The sequence below is a fragment of the Vibrio sp. FF266 genome (assembly GCF_041439695.1).
GTDB classification, from domain to species: domain Bacteria; phylum Pseudomonadota; class Gammaproteobacteria; order Enterobacterales; family Vibrionaceae; genus Vibrio; species Vibrio tasmaniensis_A.
The window spans coordinates 166,274-189,634 of sequence record NZ_JBGOOO010000002.1; the positions used below are offsets into that span (position 1 = coordinate 166,274).

The 23,361-nt window shown below is 44.7% G+C and carries 23 protein-coding genes; 18 read left to right on the top strand and 5 right to left on the bottom strand.

Annotated elements, in window-relative coordinates:
- Positions 1 to 99 precede the first annotated feature (99 nt).
- Positions 100 to 417, top strand: a complete 318-nt coding sequence (locus ACED59_RS02515; protein WP_009847480.1) for a DUF3622 domain-containing protein — start codon at positions 100 to 102, stop codon at positions 415 to 417.
- 174 nt (positions 418 to 591) lie between these two features.
- On the opposite strand, the gene ACED59_RS02520 is transcribed toward ACED59_RS02515, so the two are convergent.
- The gene (locus tag ACED59_RS02520) at positions 592 to 1,638 is read right to left on the bottom strand and encodes a succinylglutamate desuccinylase/aspartoacylase family protein (RefSeq protein ID WP_017096782.1); all 1,047 of its coding nucleotides are present in this window, start codon (positions 1,636 to 1,638) and stop codon (positions 592 to 594) included.
- Positions 1,639 to 1,898: 260 nt separating this feature from the next.
- Between ACED59_RS02520 and ACED59_RS02525 the strand changes: the two genes are divergently transcribed.
- On the top strand, positions 1,899 to 2,438 hold the full coding sequence (locus ACED59_RS02525) for a DUF3332 domain-containing protein (protein WP_029223097.1): 540 nt from the start codon (positions 1,899 to 1,901) through the stop codon (positions 2,436 to 2,438).
- Positions 2,439 to 2,609: 171 nt separating this feature from the next.
- Here ACED59_RS02525 and ACED59_RS02530 read toward each other — a convergent pair whose 3' ends face one another.
- Positions 2,610 to 4,082 carry an aminoacyl-histidine dipeptidase gene (locus ACED59_RS02530; RefSeq protein ID WP_012604655.1) on the bottom strand — a complete coding sequence of 491 codons (1,473 nt, stop codon included), beginning with the start codon at positions 4,080 to 4,082 and terminating at the stop codon, positions 2,610 to 2,612.
- A 1,064-nt stretch (positions 4,083 to 5,146) separates the two neighbouring features.
- On the opposite strand from ACED59_RS02530, the gene ACED59_RS02535 reads away from it, so the two are divergent.
- From ACED59_RS02535 to pgpA, 14 genes are all read left to right on the top strand, one after another.
- Positions 5,147 to 6,436 (top strand): NCS2 family permease, encoded by a 1,290-nt coding sequence (locus ACED59_RS02535; RefSeq protein ID WP_012604654.1) that lies wholly within the window; start codon positions 5,147 to 5,149, stop codon positions 6,434 to 6,436.
- A gap of 84 nt (positions 6,437 to 6,520) precedes the next feature.
- Positions 6,521 to 6,985, top strand: coding sequence for an oxytetracycline resistance phosphoribosyltransferase domain-containing protein Tet(34) (tet(34), locus tag ACED59_RS02540; protein WP_009847475.1), 465 nt, complete (start codon positions 6,521 to 6,523; stop codon positions 6,983 to 6,985).
- 89 nt (positions 6,986 to 7,074) lie between these two features.
- Entirely contained in the window at positions 7,075 to 8,328 is a 1,254-nt protein-coding gene (gene frsA, locus ACED59_RS02545; protein WP_029223793.1) for an esterase FrsA, read from the top strand.
- A gap of 143 nt (positions 8,329 to 8,471) precedes the next feature.
- On the top strand, positions 8,472 to 8,861 hold the full coding sequence (gene crl, locus ACED59_RS02550; RefSeq protein WP_009847473.1) for a sigma factor-binding protein Crl: 390 nt from the start codon (positions 8,472 to 8,474) through the stop codon (positions 8,859 to 8,861).
- Positions 8,862 to 8,937: 76 nt separating this feature from the next.
- Positions 8,938 to 10,122: a glutamate 5-kinase gene (proB, locus tag ACED59_RS02555; RefSeq protein ID WP_012604650.1), complete on the top strand. Its 1,185-nt coding sequence runs from the start codon at positions 8,938 to 8,940 to the stop codon at positions 10,120 to 10,122.
- Positions 10,123 to 10,188: 66 nt separating this feature from the next.
- A complete protein-coding gene (locus ACED59_RS02560; RefSeq protein ID WP_017096785.1) occupies positions 10,189 to 11,439 on the top strand; it encodes a glutamate-5-semialdehyde dehydrogenase in 1,251 nt (416 codons plus the stop codon).
- Positions 11,440 to 11,595: 156 nt separating this feature from the next.
- The gene (nrdR, locus tag ACED59_RS02565; RefSeq protein WP_004734394.1) at positions 11,596 to 12,045 is read left to right on the top strand and encodes a transcriptional regulator NrdR; all 450 of its coding nucleotides are present in this window, start codon (positions 11,596 to 11,598) and stop codon (positions 12,043 to 12,045) included.
- A 40-nt stretch (positions 12,046 to 12,085) separates the two neighbouring features.
- Positions 12,086 to 13,210 carry a bifunctional diaminohydroxyphosphoribosylaminopyrimidine deaminase/5-amino-6-(5-phosphoribosylamino)uracil reductase RibD gene (gene ribD / locus ACED59_RS02570; RefSeq protein ID WP_032499610.1) on the top strand — a complete coding sequence of 375 codons (1,125 nt, stop codon included), beginning with the start codon at positions 12,086 to 12,088 and terminating at the stop codon, positions 13,208 to 13,210.
- A 99-nt stretch (positions 13,211 to 13,309) separates the two neighbouring features.
- The gene (locus ACED59_RS02575; protein ID WP_017096787.1) at positions 13,310 to 13,966 is read left to right on the top strand and encodes a riboflavin synthase; all 657 of its coding nucleotides are present in this window, start codon (positions 13,310 to 13,312) and stop codon (positions 13,964 to 13,966) included.
- 109 nt (positions 13,967 to 14,075) lie between these two features.
- Entirely contained in the window at positions 14,076 to 15,185 is a 1,110-nt protein-coding gene (gene ribBA / locus ACED59_RS02580; RefSeq protein ID WP_017096788.1) for a bifunctional 3,4-dihydroxy-2-butanone-4-phosphate synthase/GTP cyclohydrolase II, read from the top strand.
- 280 nt (positions 15,186 to 15,465) lie between these two features.
- Positions 15,466 to 15,936, top strand: a complete 471-nt coding sequence (gene ribE, locus ACED59_RS02585) for a 6,7-dimethyl-8-ribityllumazine synthase (protein WP_004734398.1) — start codon at positions 15,466 to 15,468, stop codon at positions 15,934 to 15,936.
- Complete coding sequence (nusB, locus tag ACED59_RS02590) at positions 15,936 to 16,403, top strand: transcription antitermination factor NusB (protein WP_004734399.1); 468 nt, start codon at positions 15,936 to 15,938, stop codon at positions 16,401 to 16,403. The genes ribE and nusB overlap by 1 nt, the downstream gene beginning before the upstream one ends.
- 115 nt (positions 16,404 to 16,518) lie before the next feature.
- Positions 16,519 to 17,493: a thiamine-phosphate kinase gene (gene thiL / locus ACED59_RS02595; RefSeq protein WP_029223794.1), complete on the top strand. Its 975-nt coding sequence runs from the start codon at positions 16,519 to 16,521 to the stop codon at positions 17,491 to 17,493.
- On the top strand, positions 17,493 to 17,999 hold the full coding sequence (gene pgpA / locus ACED59_RS02600) for a phosphatidylglycerophosphatase A (protein ID WP_009847467.1): 507 nt from the start codon (positions 17,493 to 17,495) through the stop codon (positions 17,997 to 17,999). The genes thiL and pgpA overlap by 1 nt, the downstream gene beginning before the upstream one ends.
- Before the next feature lie 135 nt (positions 18,000 to 18,134).
- Here the strand turns inward: pgpA and dxs are convergent, their stop codons facing one another.
- Genes dxs through xseB form a run of 3 tightly spaced genes read right to left on the bottom strand, consistent with a single transcriptional unit; the run spans position 18,135 to position 21,187 of the window.
- On the bottom strand, positions 18,135 to 20,018 hold the full coding sequence (gene dxs / locus ACED59_RS02605; RefSeq protein WP_017096791.1) for a 1-deoxy-D-xylulose-5-phosphate synthase: 1,884 nt from the start codon (positions 20,016 to 20,018) through the stop codon (positions 18,135 to 18,137).
- 21 nt (positions 20,019 to 20,039) lie between these two features.
- A complete protein-coding gene (gene ispA, locus ACED59_RS02610) occupies positions 20,040 to 20,924 on the bottom strand; it encodes a (2E,6E)-farnesyl diphosphate synthase (protein WP_017096792.1) in 885 nt (294 codons plus the stop codon).
- A 20-nt stretch (positions 20,925 to 20,944) separates the two neighbouring features.
- Entirely contained in the window at positions 20,945 to 21,187 is a 243-nt protein-coding gene (gene xseB / locus ACED59_RS02615; RefSeq protein WP_004734405.1) for an exodeoxyribonuclease VII small subunit, read from the bottom strand.
- A 298-nt stretch (positions 21,188 to 21,485) separates the two neighbouring features.
- Between xseB and pomA the strand changes: the two genes are divergently transcribed.
- Together pomA and ACED59_RS02625 are read left to right on the top strand one after the other, a co-directional pair.
- Positions 21,486 to 22,250 (top strand): flagellar motor protein PomA, encoded by a 765-nt coding sequence (gene pomA / locus ACED59_RS02620; protein ID WP_009847464.1) that lies wholly within the window; start codon positions 21,486 to 21,488, stop codon positions 22,248 to 22,250.
- 11 nt (positions 22,251 to 22,261) lie between these two features.
- Positions 22,262 to 23,209, top strand: coding sequence for a flagellar motor protein MotB (locus ACED59_RS02625; protein ID WP_009847463.1), 948 nt, complete (start codon positions 22,262 to 22,264; stop codon positions 23,207 to 23,209).
- Positions 23,210 to 23,361 lie beyond the last annotated feature (152 nt).

Consider the following 23,361-nt stretch of genomic DNA (forward strand, 5'->3'; position numbering starts at 1 on the left):
TACCGCGCTTACCAAGGGATGGTGTTAAAAGATGCTCACTTAGATGGAGTTATCAAAGTTGACCGATCCCTTAATGATCTCCCTTAGGAAAAATAGAACATGTCTAAGAACAAAAAATTTGATATCCGCCTTACAGAAAAACGCAACGGTTGGTGTGCAGAGATTACTCGTCAAGTAACGTCTCGCAGCACAACAGTATCTAAGCGTGAGTCTGGTTTTGAAACTGAAGCTCTGGCACAAGAGTGGGCAGAGAAAGAGCTAGCATCTTTCATCGCAAACCAAGCTGAACGTAACGAGCGTAAATCAGAGCAGCGTAAAGAGCGTGACGAACTACGTCATACTAAAGAGCTTAAAGCTGAGCAAGCACGTGAAGCACGCGCAAAAGCTCGTGAAGAAGAGCAAGAAGACGCTGAGTAATCCAGCTCTTAATTAATTTACAGGTTCCTTAATTTTAAGATAAGGGACAAGTAAAAAAAGCCCCAATATAACTTTTTTCTTTCTAGTCAAAAGTGTATTGGGGCTTTTTAGTTTGTGGAGTTTATTTTCGAAAATGTAGCCACTTCTTGCTAGTGACTACATGTCATTCATTGATTAGTTGTTAAGCGCCGTTAGCCAATCATCTTCCGCTACTTCTTCAATATAGCTCTCAACTGATTGTCCCACTTCATCGTCATCTTGTTTGAAGTAAGCAATGTGGAATACTGCGTCACCTTCGTTTACCAACGGTAGAGTTTGTTGGCCAATCACGATACCGCCTTTGGTGGTGATCACTTGGCCTTCTTGGTGACCTAACGGAGAGCTTATGTAAGCGAGGGTTTGTCCTGCTTCAACTTGTTCGCCAAGTCTCACCATGTTACGCAAAATACCGTCTGACTCAGCGCGGATCCAGCTGGTGGATTTGCTCAACACTGGCTCTGGCAACTTTTTACGGTTTGGGCGCAGCATGCCGATTTCTTTCATCACTTGATGTACGCCAAGGTAACCCGCACGAATCGCTAGGTGATCAAAACGCAACGCTTCACCACCTTCGTAAGTTAATACAGGGATACCCAATTTTTCCGCTTCGCTACGAAGTGACCCATCACGCAGCGGAGAATCAATGATCACTGGTGTTGCGAACGCTTTTGCGATGCGCAATGTTTCTGGGTTCGTCAGGTTTGCACGGATCTGTGGCAAGTTAGTACGGTGAATCGCACCTGTGTGTAGATCCAAAATAAAATCACAGTGCTTCGCCACATTCTCAAAGAAAGTGTAAGCGATGCGTGATGTTAGCGATCCTTTCTCACTGCCAGGGAAGCAACGGTTTAGGTCACGACGGTCTGGTAGGTAACGAGATTTATGAATAAAGCCAAACACGTTAACGATAGGCACAACAATCAAGGTACCTTTCAGTTTCTTTGGATCAATCGCGTTTGTCAGTTGTCGTGCAATCTCAACACCGTTTAGCTCATCGCCGTGGATAGCCGCATTTACCATCAGTGTTGGGCCTGCTTGGCGACCGTGAATAATTTCAATCGGGATCGAAAGTGGAGAGTGCGTGTAAAGCTGAGCCGCTTGCAGTTCAATCTCCATTCGCTGTCCTGGCTGAACAGTATAACCAAGTAATTCGAATGGTTGATTAGGTTTTAGTCTTGCCATTTAGGTTGTTCTCAACATGGTGATAATTCGTTAACACGGAATGTACCAATCGTTGATTTTTAGTACGAATCAATCGGTTTACGGTGACGACAAAATTTTTCTATGGAGTTATCTATAAATAAGTTTCCAGTTTTAATTTGACTCATTATAGGGTGTTTCAAATTGTGGTTTTTCTGACAGTACACTGATATTTGTCATTTGGTTGGTTGCTATTATCCACCGCCATTTTTTGGCAGCCAAATTCAAATATCGAGATGAAAATGAAAAAAACAATTTCAAAAGTTGTAGCACTAGCGGTGGTATCTGTTGCTTTATCTGGCTGTGTTGGTAGCAATGCAGTAACGGGTTACCTAATGAAGTTCAACCTTAAAGCCGTTGATAACCGTTACGCTCGTGGTGGTTTGAACATATTGCTTGCACCGGCTTACGGTCTAACAGTTGCAGCTGATTACTTGGTATTCAACTCACTAGAGTTCTGGACGGGCAGCAACCCACTAACAGGTGCACCGCATATATTTGATACTAAGATTGATACTTACCTTGATATCAACAATCAGCTTGATAAGTCACTGACTGAAGCACCAGTGGGTCCGATTACGAGTGCTGATATGATTGAGAAAGGTCAAATGCAGCAGATCGACGAAAACACGATCCAAATGGACATCACTTACCAGTCTGGTGAGCGTGCGACATTGATCGGAGTTCGTGATGGTGAGATGGTGACATATTTCATCGACGGCGAAGTAGTAGCACAAACTTCAATTGATGAGTTAGAAAGCTACGCGGCTTCACGCGCTTAATTGTTTATTTAGTCACAAGTACATAGCTACAAAGATTGGATACAAAAACAGGTACTCATTGAGTACCTGTTTTATTTTGTGTCTATAAACGGTGTTTACTGAAAAGTGCTATTTAGTGAAGAGCCCTATTTATTGGAAACACCATTTATTGAACATACATAGTTTATCGAATTATGCTTTTTCTGGGATAGCTGCAAGCAGTGCAACCATTTGATTCCAGAATAGCTCAACCGTATCGATCTTCACTTTCTCATCAGGAGAGTGAGGGAACTTGATAGTTGGGCCGAAAGAAACCATATCCATGTTCGGGTAAGGTTCTTTGAATAGACCACACTCAAGACCAGCGTGGATAACCATGATGTTTGGTTTGTGACCGTAGATACCTTCGTACATGTCGCGGAAGATGTGCATGATTTCTGAATCTGCATCTGGCTTCCAACCTGGGTAAGCACCAGAGAATGCGATGTTAGCGCCTGCTAGTTCAGCAACAGAGTGAAGCATGCTTTCTACTTGGCTACGACCTGAATCGATAAGAGAACGGATCAGGCAAAGCACTGTGATTGAGTTCTCTTCTGTTGTGATAACACCTACGTTTAGAGACGTTTCAACAACACCTTCAATCTCGTCACTCATACGAATCACGCCGTTTGGACATGCGTTAAGTGCCGCGATAAAGCGAGCTTGGTCTGCTGACGCAAGTGCGCCCATTTCTACAGAAGCTTCTTCGTTGAAAGTCACGATGCTGTCTTCTACTTTACCTAGCTCTGTTGAAAGCAGCTCTGTGTAGTAGTTGTATAGCGAAGCCAGTTTCTCTTGGTTTTCAGCAGGAACAGCAACCGTTACGAAACCTTCACGAGGAATAGCGTTACGAAGGCTACCACCTTTGAATTCGACGATGCGAAGGTCTAGCTCTTTTGCGTGACCCGCTAGGAAACGAGCAAGCAGTTTGTTTGCGTTTGCACGACCTGTGTGGATGTCGCAACCAGAGTGACCGCCTTTTAGGCCTTTTAGCGTTAGCTTACGTGTTACGAAGTCAGCTGGAATCGCGTTACGTGCAATTTCAAATGTCATTGCGCCGTCGATACCGCCAGCACAACCCATGTACACTTCGCCTTCTTGCTCTGAATCGGTGTTAAGAAGGATATCGCCTTCTAACCAACCCGCTTCAAGACCGAAAGCACCAGTCATGCCTGCTTCTTCATCTACGGTAAGTAGAACTTCGATAGGGCCGTGTTGGATTTCGTTCGAAGCCAGAACCGCTAGGCAAGAAGCCATGCCCATGCCGTTATCAGCGCCAAGCGTTGTGCCTTTCGCTGTAACCCACTCACCATCAATGTATGGTTGGATTGGATCTTTAGCGAAGTCATGAACTGTGTCTTCGTTCTTTTGTGGAACCATATCGATGTGAGCTTGCAGCACGACACCTTTTTTGTTTTCCATACCCGCCGTTGCAGGCTTTTTGATGAATACGTTACCCGTTGGGTCACGACGTACATCTAGGCCTTGCTCTGTTGCCCAAGCAATAATGTATTGAGCAAGTTCTTCTTCATGTTTCGAAGGGTGCGGGATTGAACAAATTTTATCGAAAAACTGCCAAATAGGGGCAGGGGACAATTTACTGATCTCAGAATGGAATTCAGACACGGATGACTCCTTTTTTATTTGATAACCATATATTTAGGTTTTGTAATGGCAAAAAACTAGAACAAAAATCTAAAATATGGGTCTGTTTTGATGGCAACAGCATACCACTTGAGCGTTTTGACGAGTAGCGGTTCTAAACCTCAAATAGCTCAAATTTTGAAAGCGATCTTGTCTATCTGATCATAAATAAGCGCGTTGATGCTTATAAATGGTACAGGCAAACGTTTGTTTAATTCTATTTTGTAATTTAATTACAAAAATGAGTTTGTGAAATAACCGTAAATAGCCAAAAGTGTGACGCATAGCAAAAAATACTTGTAATCTTTTTTCTTTAGGGTATATTAATAACCAACTTCTGAAGTGAAGAGTAAATGCTCAAAGGATGAGTCCGTTTTATCGCCTCCAAGGAACCGAGAAATCAAATTCGTTTTTTATTGATTTATTAAGGTGATAGTTATGAAAGGTTTACCATCTGCAATGTTCTGGATTAACAGCTCTGTTTACACTAGCAACTTTGCATACCCTACAAGCTTTGGTTACTAATACCACAAGCATGTAACTCGAACAGTTTTGTTCACCCCTATATATTGGAATTATTTTACAGCCCTTTTGGTTGACAGATTCTACCGCCACTCAGTTTTGAGTGGCGTTTTTTTTGCCTGCTACTTTTCCAAACCGCTTTCGCTTATCACTTTTCCTGCTGTTCTGCGTGGTTGTTTTTTAAACGCCGAAATATCAATTTGCGCCTTATTACTGATCCTGTTGAAAAATACATAACTATTGTGGGTTTGAATTCGGAATTTATTAGCTAGATTCTCAATGAAAATAACTGATGGTTTAAAAAATGGCCAAGTACTTTCATCGTATTTATCTTACTTATCTTATTGTTTTTAATCGTTACTTTATCTTTCAGTCTTCATTTTTAATCGCTCTGTTTCATACTGCATTCTGATAAAGATCGATTAGAGCCTTAATTCTATCTGGAATTTGTTATTTGATAACTTTATAATCCACAGCCAATCGATTACGCAACCGTTTACTTTTTACCCTTATAGGATTCGATAATGTTCGAAAAGCTATTCAAACTCAGTGAAAATGGCACCAATGTGCGCACTGAAATCATCGCAGGTCTAACAACCTTCCTAACAATGGCTTACATCATTTTTGTAAACCCAATGATTCTAGCTGATGCTGGTATGGACCATGGCGCTGTATTTGTAGCAACCTGTTTAGCAGCTGCTATTGGCTGTTTCATCATGGGCTTTGTTGCTAACTACCCAATTGCTCAAGCTCCAGGCATGGGTTTGAATGCATTCTTTACCTACGCTGTTGTAATGGGGATGGGTTATACGTGGCAAGTTGCTCTGGCAGCGGTTTTCGTATCAGGCGTGATCTTCATCTTCTTAAGCATCTTTAAGATCCGTGAATGGATTATCAACTCGATCCCAATGTCTCTGCGTGTTGGTATCTCTGCAGGTATCGGTCTTTTCCTAGCGTTTATTGCTCTTAGCAATGCTGGCATCGTTGTTTCTAACCCTGCAACGAAAGTTTCACTGGGTGACATTACCGCGATTGCTCCTATCCTAGGTGCGCTTGGTTTCTTCCTTACGATTGCTCTTGTTCACCGTGGCGTGAAAGGCGCAGTAATGATTGCGATTCTAGCTATCACAGCTGTCGGTATTGCTATTGGTGACGTTCAATACGGCGGCATCATGTCGACACCACCAAGTCTTGCACCAACATTCATGCAGCTTGATTTCTCTGCTGTATTTGAAATAGGTATGATTTCAGTAGTATTCGCTTTCTTGTTCGTCGATTTATTCGATACAGCGGGCACTCTGGTTGGTGTTGCAACGAAAGCAAACCTAATCAAAGAAGACGGTAAACTGCCTCGTCTGAACAAGGCACTGCTTGCTGACTCAACAGCAACATCAATTGGTGCACTGCTAGGTACATCAAATACAACCTCTTACGTTGAGAGTGTTGCGGGTGTCGCTGAAGGCGGCCGTACCGGTCTAACAGCGGTTGTTGTTGGTATCTTGTTCCTACTGGCTCTTTTCTTCTCACCGCTTGCCGGTATGATTCCAGCCTACGCAACATCAGGTGCGTTGTTCTATGTAGCAATTTTGATGATGTCTGGCCTAGTTGGTATTGATTGGCGTGATCTTACGGAAGCAGCCCCAGTCGTGGTAACATGTCTGCTTATGCCGTTGACATACTCTATCGCTGAGGGTATCTCACTAGGCTTCATCGCTTACGCTGCAATTAAGCTGCTAAGTGGTAAAGGTCGCGATGTTTCACCTGCTGTGTGGGTAATGTCGGCTATCTTTATTCTTAAATATACTTTCGCTTAATCGTCTAGATTTCTGCTTAATCGCTGAAGAGGCTATGTTTGAAATAGCCTCTAATAACATGACAAAATTATTAGGTTTTATACTATGAGCAACAAATTCGTTATCACTTGGGACAACATGCAGACTTACTGCCGTCAACTTGCTGAAAAGCAAATGCCAGCAGAGCAGTGGAAAGGCATCTGGGCAGTGAGCCGTGGTGGTTTGGTTCCTGGTGCAATCTTGGCTCGTGAGCTAGGTATTCGTCACGTAGATACGATTTGTATTTCTAGCTACGACCACGATCACCAACGTGATATGACCGTCGTTAAAGCACCTGAAGGTGACGGCGAAGGCTTCCTAATCGTTGAAGATCTTGTTGATAGTGGTGACACTGCACGCAAGCTTCGCGAAATGTACCCGAAAGCGAAACTGATCGCTGTGTGTGCAAAGCCATCTGGTGCTGACTTGCTAGACGAGTACATCGTTGATATCGCTCAAGACACATGGATTGAGCAACCTTGGGATACTAGCCTAAGCTACGTTGAGCCGGTAAATCGCAAGTCAAAATAAGCGTAAACTTAGTTTTTTGAGAAATGACCCTTTATAGGGTCATTTTTTTTTATATGATTAGTAACAACCATTTCTTATTAAGTATCCCAATGTCTGAATCAGAAGAAACGAGCTCAAACCTTTCGGAAACCTTGTTTGTAAAGCACAAGCAGGCTAAAGAGACCTCAATGCTGACACAATACATGCCAAGCTCTGAAGCGTTATTGGATGAGAAGCGTGAACAGCAAAACTCATCATGGTACCGAAACCTAAGACGTCTTCAGTGGGTATGGCAAGGCGTTAACCCCATTGAGCAAGAAGCGGTATTGGCTCGCATCGCGTCATCAGATAACTCTCGTACAACCGATGAGTGGCTTGATACGGTCATGGGTTACCGAAGTGGTAACTGGGCATACGAATGGACCAAACTGGGTATGCAGCATCAAAATCGCTCGAACGAGAAGAAGGGGGAAGAAATGGCTGAAGAGCTGTTTTCAGCATCGTTGTGCTTCAGCATAGCGGGCTACCCACATCTCAAGAACGACAATTTGGCGGCTCAGGCTCAAGTGTTGGCCAACGCAGCTTATTCTGAAGCAATTAAGCATACGAAGTTGATCGTCAAACAGATTGATATTCCATACCAAAACAAGAAGATCAAAGCGAACTTACATCTAACCAAAACAGACAAACCACAACCGGTTGTGATTGTCAGCGCTGGTCTAGATAGCTTGCAAACCGATATGTGGCGCTTGTTTAGGGATTATTTAGCACCAAAGAACATTGCCATGCTAACGGTAGACATGCCATCGATAGGGCACAGTGCACATTGGCCGTTAACAGAAGACTCATCTTGTCTTCACCAAGCAGTCTTGAATGAACTGCCTAACATCCCGTGGGTCGATCACCTCAAGGTTGGCTTGTTTGGCTTCCGCTTTGGTGGCAATGCGATGGTGAGATTATCTTTCCTTGAGCAGCATAAGCTTAAAGCGTGTATCTCTTTAGGCGCGCCAATTCACGATATCTTTGTTCATGCCGACAAATTGAAACAGATGCCTAAAATGCATTTAGATGTGTTGGCTTCGCGTCTCGGTAAAGGGGCCGTTGATATCAATAGCCTTTCTGGGCAATTGATGGCGTGGTCACTCAAGGTGCAAGGTTTGCTGTCAAACAGTAAAACCAGTGTGCCTATCTTGGCATTAGCGTTAGAGGGCGACCCAGTATCACCTCCAATGGATAACCAACTGGTTGCTATTTACAGTGATTACGGTAAAGCGAAGAAAATCAAAGCTAAGTCAATTACACAAGGTTATGAGCAATCCCTCGAATTGGCGATAAAGTGGCTTGAGGATGAATTATTTAGATGACATTTCTCCTAAATTAGTTAAGCATGAAAAGTGTACAAAGTAAGTACCTGATACTCATCGGTAATTTATAAAATCCAATTGCGTAGTTTCTACGTATAACAGTCTGAGTAACGTCATTCTTAACATTGAAATGGAGATTCAATATGTCAGAAGTGACACAACAACCTACGCATTATCGCTTGTTAAATGTTTTAAAGGCTATAGGCCCTTACTTAAGGGAGCCGCAATCAGAAGAAGGCCACTATATTTTTGATTGCTTGTCTGTGTGTGTGAACGATAAAAAATCGCCAGAAGAACGTGAGTTTTGGGGCTGGTGGTTGGAGTTGGATAAGTCGGAAGAAGGATTTTCGGCGAAGTACAACACGGGTAAATACAACATCGATGGTAACTGGGATCCTTTGCCATTACCTAAAAAGGCGATCGCTGAGGTCTCTCGAACTCAAGAAGCCTTTCACCAAAAGCTGGTTGATGAACTTCAAAAGAAATTTGAAATCGGCGTTCAGTTAGACGAAGAGTCTGTCGAATTCGTCTGATTTTAAAGGTTACTCTTCTATATAAAGCAAAAAGGTGCGATTTCGCACCTTTTCTGCTTGTGAATTCCCCTTTTGATTGCTAAAACATCACCTCTTATTTGTTTTATCCATAAAAGACTTCATGACAACAAATCATCAAAGCGGGACAACAACACAGCGTAAAACTGTCGTTGTTAAACTGGGTACCAGTGTCTTAACTGGTGGAACATTGGCATTAGACCGCGCTCATATGGTTGAGCTGGTTCGTCAATGTGCTGAATTAAAAAAACAAGGCCACTCTGTGGTTATGGTTTCGTCTGGCGCAATTGCAGCCGGACGTGAGCACCTTGGTTACCCCGCACTTCCCAACTCTATGGCAAGCAAACAATTGCTTGCGGCAGTTGGGCAAAGTCAGTTGATTCAAGTTTGGGAGTCTTTGTTTGCTATCTATGGCCTTAAGATTGGCCAGATGCTACTGACTCGTGCTGATCTCGATGATCGCGAGCGTTTTCTTAATGCACGTGACACGATCAATGCGCTTGTTGAGCACGACATTATTCCGGTAGTAAACGAAAACGACGCAGTAGCCACCAACGAAATTAAAGTGGGCGACAATGATAACTTGTCGGCCTTAGTGGGTATTTTGTGCGGTGCTGATAAGCTTTTGCTATTAACGGACCAAAAAGGCCTGTTTACGGCTGACCCTCGTAAAGACCCAAATGCTGAGCTCATCAAAGAAGTAAAAACCATTGATGACACACTGCGTAAGATCGCAGGCGGCAGTGGTACTACGTTAGGTACTGGCGGCATGGCGACAAAACTGCAGGCGGCTGATATTGCTCGTCGCGCTGGCATCGAAGTAATTATTGCTGCGGGCAGTGCTGAAAATGTGGTGTTTGACTCACTGAGTGACAACCCACAAGGCACACGTTTCTTGCCTTTAGCGGAAGCGCTTGAAAACCGTAAACGCTGGATTCTAGCGGGCCCTGCTTCAGCTGGTGACATTGTGGTCGACGACGGCGCAGTAAACGCAGTCAACACTAAAGGCAGCAGCTTGTTGGCGAAAGGGGTTGTTCGAGTTAAAGGCGAATTCTCTCGTGGTGAAGTCACCCAAGTCACAGACAGTAAAGGCAAAGTAATTGCGCGTGGTATCGCCAGTTATTCAAGCCAAGACCTAGCAAAAATTGCAGGCAAGCACAGTAAAGATATTGGCGACATCCTTGGCTACGATTACGGGTCAGAAGTCATTCACCGTGACGACCTTGTTGTAATCCAAGAATAGCTCGTGATGAGAAGGCGAATCACCTTTTTGCATCCAAAGACAGACAGAATTTAGGGAGAGTTAAACGTGGATTTAACTAACATGGGTATCGCAGCAAAAGACGCTGCTTTCCACCTAGCGACCGCATCTACGGCGCAAAAGAATAAAGCATTGGCGATTATCGCTGATGAGCTAGAAGCAAGCGCAACAACGATTTTAGAAGCAAACGCGAAAGATATCGAACTTGGCCGTGAAGCGGGTCTGACTGATGCACTGCTTGATCGTCTATTGCTGAACGAAGAACGCTTAACCGGTATCGCTAACGATGTACGTAACGTGATTAGCCTGAATGATCCAGTCGGCAGCGAGATTGACAGTAAGGTACTTGAAAACGGTATGTCACTGTCTCGCCGTCGTGTACCACTTGGCGTGGTTGGTGTTATTTATGAAGCGCGTCCAAACGTAACCATCGATATTGCAGCACTGTGTCTCAAAACTGGTAACGCAAGCATCCTACGTAGCGGCAAAGAGACATTCTTCTCAAACATGGAGCTGGTTAAAGTAATCCAGTCTGCATTAGAGAAAGCGGAACTTCCTGCGGCTTCTGTGCAGTACATCGAGAAACCCGATCGTGAACTTGTCTCTCAACTGCTTAAACTGGATGACTACGTGGATATGATCATTCCTCGTGGTGGCGCTGGTCTGCACAAAATGTGTAAAGAAAACAGCACCATTCCAGTGATCATCGGTGGTTTCGGTATCAGCCATATCTTTGTTGATGAGAGCGCTGATCTTGAGAAGTCTGTTGATGTGGTTGAAAACTCGAAAGTTCAACGTCCATCTGCATGTAACTCATTGGATACATTATTAGTGCATGAAGCGGTTGCTGAGGCTTTCCTTGCTAAGCTAACACAGCGTTTAGCAGGCAAAGTAACCTTGGTTGCTGACGCTAGTGCAAAATCATTGCTTACTAGTTTCGAAGACCAACGTGATGCAGTTGAAGGTGACTTTGACACTGAATGGTTAAGCTACACGCTAGGCGTAAAAGTAGTTGCGGATGTGGCAGAAGCGATTGACCACATGCGCGTACACAACGCGAGTCACTCAGATGCGATTATGACTAACAGTCTAGAGAGCTCAGAGCGCTTTATTAATTCAGTCGGTTCAGCTGCAGTCTATGTGAATGCATCAACACGTTTTACAGATGGCGCACAGTTTGGTTTAGGCGCTGAAGTTGCTGTGTCTACTCAAAAGCTGCATGCTCGCGGCCCAATGGGCTTAGAAGAGCTGACAAGCTACAAGTGGGTAGGTAAAGCGAACTATTTAGTTCGCGGTTAACGCTGGTCGTTAATTTTACTCCTCAGCTCATTTTTGAAATGGCGCTCGAGTAGCAATAATCAATGAATTACCACACAAAAGGGCCTTAATTGGCCCTTTTTCTTTCCTAACGTTTGGCAATTCCGTTACACTGATATTCAATTATTTGGAGGTGATATGCATTGTCCTTTTTGTTCAGAGAACGACACTAAAGTAATCGATTCAAGACTGGTAGCCGATGGCCATCAGGTTCGTCGTCGCCGTCAATGCCTTGCATGTAGTGAACGTTTTACGACTTTCGAATCGGCAGAACTTGTGATGCCTAAAGTCATAAAGTCGAATGGAAACCGCGAACCATTTAATGAAGATAAAATGGTCGGTGGTGTGCAGCGCGCCCTAGAAAAACGCCCAGTGAGTGCTGATGCGATTGAACTTGCGATCAGCACGATTAAGTCACAACTCCGTGCGACTGGTGAGCGTGAAGTACCAAGCGAGATGATTGGTAACCTTGTGATGGGCCAATTGAAAGAATTGGACAAAGTGGCGTACATTCGTTTTGCCTCTGTTTACCGCAGCTTTGAAGACATCCGAGAGTTTGGCGAAGAAATCGCTAAATTAGAGGATTAACTCCTCAATCATGTCAAACTTTACTTCCCTAGATTTTCAAATGATGTCGCGTGCTATTCAGTTAGCCAAACGCGGCATTTACACTACTGCACCAAACCCGAATGTGGGTTGTGTCATCGTGCAAACCGATGGCCAGATCGTTGGCGAAGGTTTCCATGCCAAAGCTGGCGAAGCTCATGCCGAAGTACACGCTATGAGAATGGCGGGTGATAAGGCAAAAGGTGCGATCGCTTATGTCACACTTGAACCTTGTTCTCATTACGGTAGAACGCCGCCTTGTGCTGAAGGTTTGATTAAGGCTCAAGTTTCAAAAGTGATTTGTGCCATGCAGGACCCAAACCCTAAAGTCGCAGGCCGTGGTATCAAGATGCTACGCGACGCAGGTATTGAGGTTGAAATCGGCTTGTTAGAGCAAGATGCTCTCGATTTAAATCCTGCATTTATTAAGCGTATGCAAACGGGCATGCCATTTGTTCAGTTAAAGATGGCCGCTAGCCTTGATGGACAAACGGCATTGGAAAATGGTCAAAGCCAATGGATCACATCGCCAGAAGCGCGTCGTGATGTTCAGAACTTTCGAGCAAAATCAGGCGCGGTGCTATCAACCAGCCAAACGGTGATTGAAGACAACGCGTCGCTGAATGTTCGTTGGGCAGAGTTGCCAAGCAGTACCAAAACAAATTACGTTGAAGACGAGTTGCGTCAGCCAATTCGTGTAATTCTTGATCGCCAAAATCAACTGTATCCTGAGCTCAAGTTATTCCAAACTCCAACATCGGTATTGAGAGTCGCTGAAGCGTCTGCTGATATTGAAGTCGGAACCACAAAGGCAGGTCAGCTCGATTTGCACGATCTGATGCGTCAATTGCCAGCGAACCATATTGATCATATTTGGGTCGAAGCGGGCGCGACATTGGCCAAGAGCTTGATTGAAGAACAGCTGGTGGATGAGCTAATCCTCTATTTAGCACCTAAACTTATGGGCAGTGACGGACGAGGTTTGATGGGCGCATTAGGGCTCACTTCAATGTCTGATGTGATTGACCTAGAAATTAAAGATGTTCGACAGGTTGGTGTGGATATTCGCATCGTGGCTAAACCTATTATTGCGAAATCAATTGTTACGAAACCTACTGTCGCGAAACCAATTGCGGCTAACCAATAGTCGCGAAATAAATCGTGACGAAACCAGTAGTAACAACACCAAAGTAGAAATAGTCACTCCAACTACATACGTGTCGTTGACAACAAAAAGAGTTTTAAAATGTTTACAGGAATTGTAGAAGCCGTAGGTACATTGAGTGCAATCACTCCCCGCGGAGAAGACATCACCGTAACGGTTAATGTTGGTAATCTTGATATGGCTGACGTCAAGTTAGGCGACAGTATCGCGACCAATGGTGTTTGTTTGACGGTTGTTGAGTATAACGACCATAGCTACAGTGCAGACCTTTCGCTTGAGACCCTGAAAAAAACGGGTTTTGTGGATTACCAAGCTGGCGATAAGGTCAACCTAGAGAAAGCAATGTTACCGACCACGCGTTTCGGTGGTCATATTGTATCGGGTCACGTTGATGGCGTGGGTGAGATTGTTGAGCGTAACCAAGTCGGTCGTGCGATTGAGTTCTGGGTAGAAATGCCTGCAGATATCTCAAAGTACGTGGCTCAAAAAGGTTCAGTCACCGTAGATGGCATTAGCCTAACGGTGAATGATTTACGCAAGAATGCTTTTAAGCTGACGATCGTTCCTCACACCTCTTCAGAAACCACCATCGATCAATTCAATGTTGGTCGCAAAGTGAATCTAGAAGTCGATGTATTAGCGCGCTATATGGAGCGTCTACTTCAAGGCCAACAGCAAGAGTCTGAGCCTGAATCTCGATTGACGATGGAATTCTTACAGCAGAATGGTTTTGCTTAACTGTTTGTACAAAGCTTGCTAAAGAGTACTTTGTAAAAGCGCAGCAATATCATCAGGTTTAAATAGTGTCGGTTCTAGGAAGCAGAACCATTTCAAAGGATATAGAACAATGCCAATTAGTACTCCTCAAGAAATTATTGAAGACATTCGCCTAGGGAAAATGGTTATCCTGATGGATGATGAAGATCGCGAAAATGAAGGCGATCTGATCATGGCAGCTGAACATGTTACGCCAGAAGCGATTAACTTCATGGCGATGTATGGCCGTGGCTTAATTTGCTTAACGTTGACCAAAGAGCGTTCAAATCGCATGGGTCTAGCGCCTATGGTTCAAGACAACAACGCTCAATACACGACGAACTTTACGGTTTCAATTGAAGCGGCAGAGGGCGTAACAACCGGTATTTCTGCATCAGACCGCGCTGTTACCGTTCAAGCTGCTGTGGCAAAAGACGCAAAAGCGGCTGACTTAGTTCAACCTGGCCATATCTTCCCTCTGACTGCTCAAGAAGGTGGTGTTCTAACGCGCGCAGGCCATACTGAAGCAGGTTGTGACTTAGCTCGGTTAGCAGGCTGTGAGCCTGCGTCTGTTATCGTTGAGATCCTAAATGACGACGGCACCATGGCACGTCGTCCTGATCTTGAAGTCTTCGCTGAAAAACACGATATCAAATTAGGCACCATTGCTGACTTGATTGAATACCGCAACAACACAGAAACGACGATTGAACGTGTAGCACAATGCCATTTGCCAACAGAGTTTGGTGACTTTGAGCTTGTGACTTACCGTGACACGATCGATAACCAGATCCACTATGCAATGCAAAAAGGCAGCTTAACCGAAGGTGCTCCTTTGGTGCGTGTTCACCTGCATGACACGTTCACTGACCTGCTTCATTCAGACCGTGGTACAGAGCGTAGCTGGTCGCTAGATAAAGCGATGAAGCGTATTGGCGATGAAGGCGGTGTGCTGGTTATTCTGGGCAACGAAGAGTCTTCTGATTCTTTGATTCACAAAGTGAAGACATTCGAAGCGCAAGATAAGAACGAGCAGCCAACCATGGCTAAGAAACAGGGTACTTCTCGTCGTGTTGGTGTGGGTTCTCAGATTCTACAAGACCTCGGTGTTCATGATATGCGTTTGTTGTCTTCAAGCACTAAGCGTTACCACGCATTGGGTGGTTTTGGCCTTAACGTTGTTGAATACGTTTGCGAGTAAGATGACGTCTGTCCGTTTATAGCGACATAATTTACCGATGATTTCAGTGGCTCTTTTAGAGGTTAATTTCGATAAAAGAGCAAAGTAGCCAAGCCCGATTCAAAACGTGTCGAATACACAAGTTTGGCTACTTGCTGCTCCAATATGGTTGGCAGCAGCGCTGCGTTATCATCTTTACATCTCCGGTGTCTGTTCTTCTAAATTAGCATTAGATATTGCTCACAGTTTTGTGCTAGAATCCGGCGATTCTCACTTGATGAAAATAGTTAAAGGAAGGCTTATGAAAGTGATCGAGGGTGGCTTCCCAGCGCCAAATGCAAAAATTGCTATCGTTATTGCTCGTTTCAACAGTTTTATTAACGAAAGTTTACTTTCTGGTGCAATCGATACTTTAAAGCGTCATGGACAAGTAAGCGAAGACAACATCACTGTTGTTCGTTGCCCTGGTGCAGTAGAACTTCCACTTGTAGCGCAACGCGTTGCAAAAACAGGTAAGTTCGATGCGATTGTATCTCTTGGTACAGTAATCCGTGGCGGTACACCTCACTTTGACTATGTTTGTAGTGAATGTAATAAAGGTTTGGCACAAGTGTCTCTGGAATTTTCTCTTCCAGTAGCGTTTGGTGTTCTTACTGTTGATACGATCGATCAAGCTATTGAACGCGCAGGAACCAAGGCTGGTAATAAGGGTGCAGAAGCCGCACTTAGCGCACTTGAGATGATCAACGTTCTTTCTGAAATCGATTCCTAATGGGGGCCAGTGTGAAACCAGCCGCACGTCGTAACGCACGTCAATTTGCTCTACAAGCAATTTATTCTTGGCAAATTACTAAAGAAAATATTGCTACCGTTGAAGAACAGTTCTTATCTGGTGGTAAGTATGATGAAGAAGAGCATCATGCTGCAGAACCTGCACTTGCTATGCCAGAAACAGACGTTGCATACTTCCGCGACCTGCTAACTGGTGTTGCTCTTAGCCACATGGAACTTGATAGCAAGCTTCGTCCATTCGTATCTCGCCCTATGCAAGATCTGGATCTGATGGAACTAGCGCTTCTACGTTTAGCTATGTACGAGATGACTCGTCGCGAAGATGTACCATACAAAGTGGTTATCAACGAAGCTATCGAGCTTGCGAAAGTATTCGCAGCAGAAGACAGCCATAAGTTTGTTAACGGTGTGCTTGATAAAGCTGCACCGCACGTTCGTAAGAAATAAGACGTTCGTATATTGAATCTAAAGGTCAGCTTTTATGCTGGCCTTTTTTGTAACTAAATTTCTGTAATATTAATAATTACGGTGATTTGTATGAAGACTAAAGATAGGGCATGTGATGTCTGGCGAATTTAACCTGATTGAAAAATATTTTGTAAATCGACAACCACAACGTAAAGACGTACATCTGGCTGCTGGCGATGACTGTGCTTTGGTCAAAGCGCCGGGCAATGTTGAGATAGCGATTAGCACGGATACTTTAGTCGCGGGCACGCACTTTTTAGCAGAGGCAAACCCAGCTTGGGTGGCACATAAGGCTTTGGCTTCGAACATTAGCGATCTTGCGGCGATGGGTGCGACGCCTGCCTGGGTTTCATTTGCGTTAACCATGCCAGAAGTCGATGAAGAATGGCTTGCTCCCTTCTGTGATTCCTTCTTCAAACTTGCAGACTATTTTGGTATTCAACTTATTGGTGGTGATACGACCAAAGGGCCGCTGAGTTTAACGCTGACTGTACAGGGCTTTGTGCCAGAAGGCCGAGCACTACGCAGAGATGGTGCGAAAGTGGGGGACTGGATTTACGTAACGGGTAACTTAGGTGACAGCAAAGCTGGGCTAGAGGTGATATTAGACCCAGAACAGAACAAAGCTAAGCCTTATGCACTTGAGCTAGAAGAGAGGCACTACTTGAGCTCTCCAAGAGTATTGGCGGGTCAAGCTCTCGTGAACCTAGCTTCATCGGCTATTGATATCTCTGATGGCGTTATTGCCGATTTAAAACACATCCTTAAGCGTTCTCAGGTCGGCGCAAGCATTGATGTGAGTGCGTTACCAATCTCCGCTGAATTACTTCAATTCTCTTCTGATACCGGTTCTGCACAGCAGTATGCATTGACCAGTGGTGAAGAGTACGAACTCTGCTTTACCGTGCCGGAAGAGAATAAAGGTTCATTGGAAAGTGCTTTGTCGCACACAGGTACAAAAGTCACCTGCATTGGCCAGATAAGACCTGTAGAATATTTTGAATTACACAATAATGGTGAACCACTAAGCTGGAACTTAACTGGTTACGATCACTTTAAGGTTAATTGATGACAAATCCACTTTCTCTTATTTCTCTTAAAAATCCTTGGCACTTATTGGCTACGGGTTTTGGCAGTGGCTTATCGCCGATTATTCCAGGCACAATGGGCACGCTTGCGTCGATTCCATTTTATCTATTGCTGGTTCAGTTACCGTTTCCTGCTTATGTCGCAGTAGTGGTTGTTAGTTGTATTATCGGTATCAAGATCTGCCAGGTGACATCTGATGATATGGGTGTACACGACCATGGCTCTATCGTATGGGATGAGTTTGCGGGCTTTTGGATCACCATGGGTCTAGTGCCTTTATTGAATATCCCTACGGATGACTGGAAATGGTTATTCACTGGTTTTGTCCTATTTCGCTTTTTCGATATGGTGAAGCCTTGGCCTATTGGCTGGCTAGATAAACGAGTACACGGCGGCTTAGGTATCATGATTGATGATATTGTGGCAGGAATTATGGCGGCTGTTGCCTTGTACGCAGTGGCACATTTCGCGGGCTGGTTAGTTTAAGTTAGCTAAAGGATTAAGACTTAGTTGCAAGCACATTAAGCTAAGTCTCGGATACTAAAAAGGTTGACCCTAGGGCCAACCTTTTTTGCTTTTTATTGCTTACGACTTTAGAGCTTGCGAGCTTACGTGTTAAGGCTATTTAGCAAGATAGTCAGAGATAGACTTCTCAATGCCTTTCGCGTCCAAGCCAAGCTCTTCGTGAAGTTCACCTTGCGTACCTTGAGCAATGAACTTGTCTGGTAGGCCAAGGTTCAATACTGGTATCAGCAGTTTCTCTTGCATCAAGAATTCAATCACACCCGCGCCGGCACCACCTGCAATCGCGTTTTCTTCGATTGTCACAAGTACATCGTGGTCAGCAGCAAGTTGTTTGATCAGAGCTTCATCGAGTGGCTTCACAAAGCGCATATCAGCCACTGTTGCATCGATAGCGTCAGCCGTTTGAAGTGCACTCTCAAGGAAAGTACCGAAGCTTAGGATAGCGACTTTCGAGCCATCTTTTGCTTTTTTGCTTTCGCTAACGATACGACCTTTACCAATCTCAAGTGCGGTAAACTCACTTTGAATCTCGGTGCCCATACCATTACCACGAGGATAACGAACGGCACTTGGACCTGTGTGCTGGTGGCCAGTGTATAGCATTTGGCGACATTCGTTTTCGTCGCTTGGTGCCATGATCACCATGTTTGGAATACAACGCATAAAGCTTAAGTCAAACGCACCTTGGTGTGTTTGACCATCGGCACCGACAAGACCAGCACGGTCAATAGCGAACATGACTGGCAAGTCCATGATAGCTACATCGTGGATCAGTTGATCGTAGCCACGTTGTAAGAACGTCGAGTAGATAGCCACAATCGGCTTATCACCCGCAATCGCCATACCAGTTGCTAGTGTCACTGCGTGCTGCTCAGCAATCGCTACATCGAAGTACTGTTCTGGGTATTCTTTCGAGAAACGCACCATGCCAGAACCTTCACGCATTGCTGGCGTAATTGCCATCAGCTTAGGATCTTGCGCAGCCATATCACACAGGAAGTCGCCAAAAATCTTAGAGAAAGTTGGTTTAGAGCTGGTGCTCTTAGGCAGACTTGAGTGTGCGGGATCGAATTTCGGAACGCCGTGGTAACCGATTGGATCTTTCTCTGCTGGCTCGTAGCCTTTGCCCTTCTTCGTCATGATATGCAGGAACTGAGGACCTTTTAGGTCTCTCATGTTCTTAAGCGTTTTAATCAGCTCATTCACATCGTGACCGTCAACCGGACCAATGTAGTTAAAGCCTAACTCTTCAAACATGGTGCCAGGGACAACCATGCCTTTTAGATGTTCTTCTGTACGACGAACCAGCTCTTTAATCGGCGGAACGCCCGATAGCACTTTCTTGCCACCCTCACGAATTGACGTGTAAAGACTGCCAGAAAGAACTTGAGCTAGATGGTTGTTCAGAGCACCGACGTTTTCAGAGATCGACATCTCGTTATCGTTAAGGATAACCAGCATGTCATTATGAATATCGCCCGCGTGGTTCATCGCTTCGAAGGCCATACCCGCAGTAATCGCACCATCGCCAATCACACTGACGACTTTACGATTCTTGCCTTCTTTCTTCGCACTGATCGCCATACCAAGCCCGGCGCTGATCGATGTTGAAGAGTGACCAACAGAAAGCGTGTCGTATTCGCTCTCTTGACGCCATGGGAATGGATGCAGTCCATCTTTTTGACGGATAGTCGATAAGCGGTCACGACGACCTGTAAGGATCTTGTGCGGGTAGGCTTGGTGACCAACATCCCAAACCAACTGGTCAAAAGGCGTGTTGTACACGTAGTGCAGAGCAACGGTTAGCTCTACCGTACCTAAGCCCGATGCTAAGTGGCCACTTGACTGGCTCACTGAGTTTAGAAGATAGGTGCGTAATTCATCACAAAGCTGTGTAAGCGTCTCTTTTGGAAGTAGACGCAAATCCTCTGGCTTATCAGCCAAAGCAAGAGTTGGGTACTTGGATATATCAAGAGTCATAGGTAATGCGCGCTTATTGTCTTAGTTCTTGCGCTCGATGACGTATCGGGCGAACTCTTCGAGTAACTGGGTATTGTATGGGATTGCAGCCAAAGCTTGAAGCGCTTCCTGTAGCAGAGTTTGCGCTTTTTCTTGAGCGCCCTCTAAACCTAACAAAGAAGGGTAGGTGCTTTTGTTCAATTCTTGGTCAGAACCCTGTGGCTTACCCAAAGTTTCAGTATCGCCAGTGATATCTAAAATATCATCTTGAACCTGGAATGCTAATCCAATGGCATCGGCGAACTTGTCTAATTGAGGCATCACTTCAAACGCTTTTTCACCAGCAGCGAGAGCACCTAAACGAATCGCACATTTCATTAGCGCGCCCGTTTTATTGCGGTGAACTTCTTCTAACTCTTCTAGCGTGACAGAGCGGTTTTCAGCTTCAATATCAAGAGCTTGTCCAATACACATACCTTGTGCACCAGAGGCTTCAGCTAGGCGTTGAATCATTCGAACGCGATTGCTTTCACCGTCAGCACTTAATGTACCTTCCGCAAGTATAGTAAATGCGAGAGTTTGTAGTGCATCGCCAGTTAAAATTGCCGTTGCTTCATCGTATTTAATGTGACAAGTCTGATGGCCACGACGCAATTCGTCGTCGTCCATTGCTGGAAGGTCGTCGTGAATCAGAGAATAGGCATGAATACATTCGATTGCTGAAGCTGGAGTGTCAAGTTCTTCCGCAGTGCAACCGAGCATTTCCCCTGTAATGTAGACAAGAAACGGACGTGCGCGTTTGCCGCCTAAAAGTAACCCATAACGCATCGCGTTAATGAGATTCTGATTTTGGTGTGGCAGGCGATCAAGCCAAAGGTTAAGTTGCTCGTTATTACGTGCTTGATAAGACAATAACGTCTCGATCATAGGGGATCTCATACAATTTGTTATTCAGGTTGTGGGTTAAAGTCACTCAGTTCTGCATTTTCATCATTTTGCAGAAGGATGCTAACACGCTGTTCAGCGTCGTTTAGTTTACTTTGACCAGCACGAGCGAGGGAGATGCCTCGTTCGAACTTTTTCAGCGCATCATCTAAAGCTAGATCACCATTTTCTAGTTGATCAACCAAGCCATCAAGCTCTTCGATAGCCGCTTCAAAGCTCATATTTTCAGGTTTCTTAGTAGCCATAATAAATCTGCGTTTGGAAAGATGAACGAACGTTACCCTAGGCCGCTGAGATGGTCAAATGTAACCAAGAATTTTTGCTAGAAAGTTCGTTTTTAAGGCACTTGAATTTACTTTGATTGAATAACCGTGGCTTTATCGAGTTTATACGCTTTGGATAAGGCCAAAGTAAGCCAATAGTTGTGATTCAAAAACGAAAAGTGTGATACTTAGACGAAGAATTAACTAAAAGATCTTATAGTCTTGCCGATAAGAATATTATCGTCGACGTAGAACTGTAAAAAAGCATGAGGAGTGCTCAGTGGATTTAGCAACCCTAATAGGTTTGATTGGTGGATTTGCCTTCGTAATTATGGCAATGATCCTAGGTGGAAGCCTCGGGATGTTCTATGACACGACATCCGTTTTGATCGTGATTGGTGGTTCAACGTTTGTTGTTCTAATGAAATTCACCATGGGACAGTTCTTTGGTGCGGCAAAAATCGCCGGTAAAGCATTTATGTTTAAAGCCGATGAGCCAGAAGATCTTATTGCTAAAGTCGTAGAGATGGCGGATGCCGCGCGTAAAGGCGGTTTCTTAGCACTTGAAGAGATGGAAATCAGCAACAGTTTCATGCAAAAGGGCATCGACCTATTAGTTGATGGCCATGATGGTGATGTAGTGCGTGCAGCACTGCAAAAAGACATCGCGTTAACCACAGAACGTCACGAACAGGGCGCTAAAGTATTTACAGCTTTTGGTGATGTTGCACCCGCAATGGGTATGATTGGTACCTTGGTTGGTTTGGTTGCCATGCTTTCGAACATGGATGATCCAAAAGCGATCGGGCCGGCGATGGCGGTTGCACTTTTAACCACTCTATATGGTGCAATTCTTTCGAACATGGTGTTCTTCCCTATCGCGGACAAACTTGCTCTACGTCGTGACCAAGAGACACTGAATCGTCGTTTGGTGATGGATGGCGTACTCGCGATTCAAGATGGTCAAAACCCACGAGTTATTGACGGTTACCTGAAGAGTTACCTTAACGAAGGTAAACGTACGATTGATGGTGAAATGGCTTAAGGGGAATAAAAATGGATGAAGAAAATCCATGTAAATGTCCCCCTCCGGGGTTGCCACAATGGATGGGAACATTTGCTGACTTGATGTCATTGTTGATGTGTTTCTTTGTACTGCTCCTCTCATTCTCTGAGATGGACGTACTGAAATTTAAACAGATCGCAGGCTCAATGAAATTCGCGTTTGGTGTACAAAACCGCTTGGAAGTAAAAGACATTCCTAAAGGTACCAGCATTATTGCGCAGGAGTTTCGTCCTGGTCGCCCAGAACCGACGCCTATTGATGTAATCATGCAGCAAACCATTGATATTACGCAGCAAACTCTCGAGTTTCATGAAGGGGAATCTGAGCGTGCTGGCGGTACAATGCGTGATCAGGGCAAGATGACGGGTGGTAAATCAGCAGAAGTTTCTGCGCACAACAACCAAAACTCAGAATCAGATCAGCAGCAACAGCAAGCTCAAGAACAGTCTCAAGAGATGGAAACCTTGATGGAGAGCATCAAGAAGGCGTTGGAACGAGAGATCGACCAAGGCGCGATTGAGGTGGAAAACCTTGGCCAGCAAATTGTGATTCGAATTCGTGAAAAAGGCGCATTCCCATCGGGTTCTGCTTTCCTACAACCTAAGTTCCGACCATTGGTTAGACAGGTTGCTGAGTTAGTGAAAGATGTTCCGGGCATTGTCCGAATCTCTGGGCATACTGATAATCAACGTCTTGATTCTGAGCTTTATCGCTCTAATTGGGATTTGTCATCGCAGCGTGCGGTGTCTGTGGCTCAAGAGATGGAAAAGGTACGCGGTTTCTCTCATCAACGCTTGAGAGTGCGCGGTATGGCCGACACTGAGCCAGTAGAGCCGAACGATACTGAATGGCAACGTAGCTTAAACCGTCGTGTTGAAATCAGTATTATGCAGGGCGAACCGCTTTACAGTGAAGAAGTCCCAGTAATCACTGAATAGTCTTTACCAAGAATATGTATTTCAAAGCCCAATCTGTCGTAGATTGGGCTTTTTCTTTGTGTGGTACACAAAAGTGTTTGTACCAAGCTAGTAAGAGAAGAGAAGAGAAGAGAAGAGAAGAGAAGAGAAGAGAAGAGAAGAGAAGAGAAGAG

Coding starts and splice junctions, on each gene's coding strand:
- ACED59_RS02515 (WP_009847480.1), top strand. CDS start 100: ATGTCTAAGAACAAAAAATTTGATATCCGCCTTACAGAAAAACGCAAC.
- ACED59_RS02520 (WP_017096782.1), bottom strand. CDS start 1,638: ATGGCAAGACTAAAACCTAATCAACCATTCGAATTACTTGGTTATACT.
- ACED59_RS02525 (WP_029223097.1), top strand. CDS start 1,899: ATGAAAAAAACAATTTCAAAAGTTGTAGCACTAGCGGTGGTATCTGTT.
- ACED59_RS02535 (WP_012604654.1), top strand. CDS start 5,147: ATGTTCGAAAAGCTATTCAAACTCAGTGAAAATGGCACCAATGTGCGC.
- frsA (WP_029223793.1), top strand. CDS start 7,075: ATGTCTGAATCAGAAGAAACGAGCTCAAACCTTTCGGAAACCTTGTTT.
- crl (WP_009847473.1), top strand. CDS start 8,472: ATGTCAGAAGTGACACAACAACCTACGCATTATCGCTTGTTAAATGTT.
- nrdR (WP_004734394.1), top strand. CDS start 11,596: ATGCATTGTCCTTTTTGTTCAGAGAACGACACTAAAGTAATCGATTCA.
- ribD (WP_032499610.1), top strand. CDS start 12,086: ATGATGTCGCGTGCTATTCAGTTAGCCAAACGCGGCATTTACACTACT.
- ACED59_RS02575 (WP_017096787.1), top strand. CDS start 13,310: ATGTTTACAGGAATTGTAGAAGCCGTAGGTACATTGAGTGCAATCACT.
- ribBA (WP_017096788.1), top strand. CDS start 14,076: ATGCCAATTAGTACTCCTCAAGAAATTATTGAAGACATTCGCCTAGGG.
- ribE (WP_004734398.1), top strand. CDS start 15,466: ATGAAAGTGATCGAGGGTGGCTTCCCAGCGCCAAATGCAAAAATTGCT.
- nusB (WP_004734399.1), top strand. CDS start 15,936: ATGGGGGCCAGTGTGAAACCAGCCGCACGTCGTAACGCACGTCAATTT.
- thiL (WP_029223794.1), top strand. CDS start 16,519: ATGTCTGGCGAATTTAACCTGATTGAAAAATATTTTGTAAATCGACAA.
- pgpA (WP_009847467.1), top strand. CDS start 17,493: ATGACAAATCCACTTTCTCTTATTTCTCTTAAAAATCCTTGGCACTTA.
- dxs (WP_017096791.1), bottom strand. CDS start 20,018: ATGACTCTTGATATATCCAAGTACCCAACTCTTGCTTTGGCTGATAAG.
- ispA (WP_017096792.1), bottom strand. CDS start 20,924: ATGATCGAGACGTTATTGTCTTATCAAGCACGTAATAACGAGCAACTT.
- xseB (WP_004734405.1), bottom strand. CDS start 21,187: ATGGCTACTAAGAAACCTGAAAATATGAGCTTTGAAGCGGCTATCGAA.
- ACED59_RS02625 (WP_009847463.1), top strand. CDS start 22,262: ATGGATGAAGAAAATCCATGTAAATGTCCCCCTCCGGGGTTGCCACAA.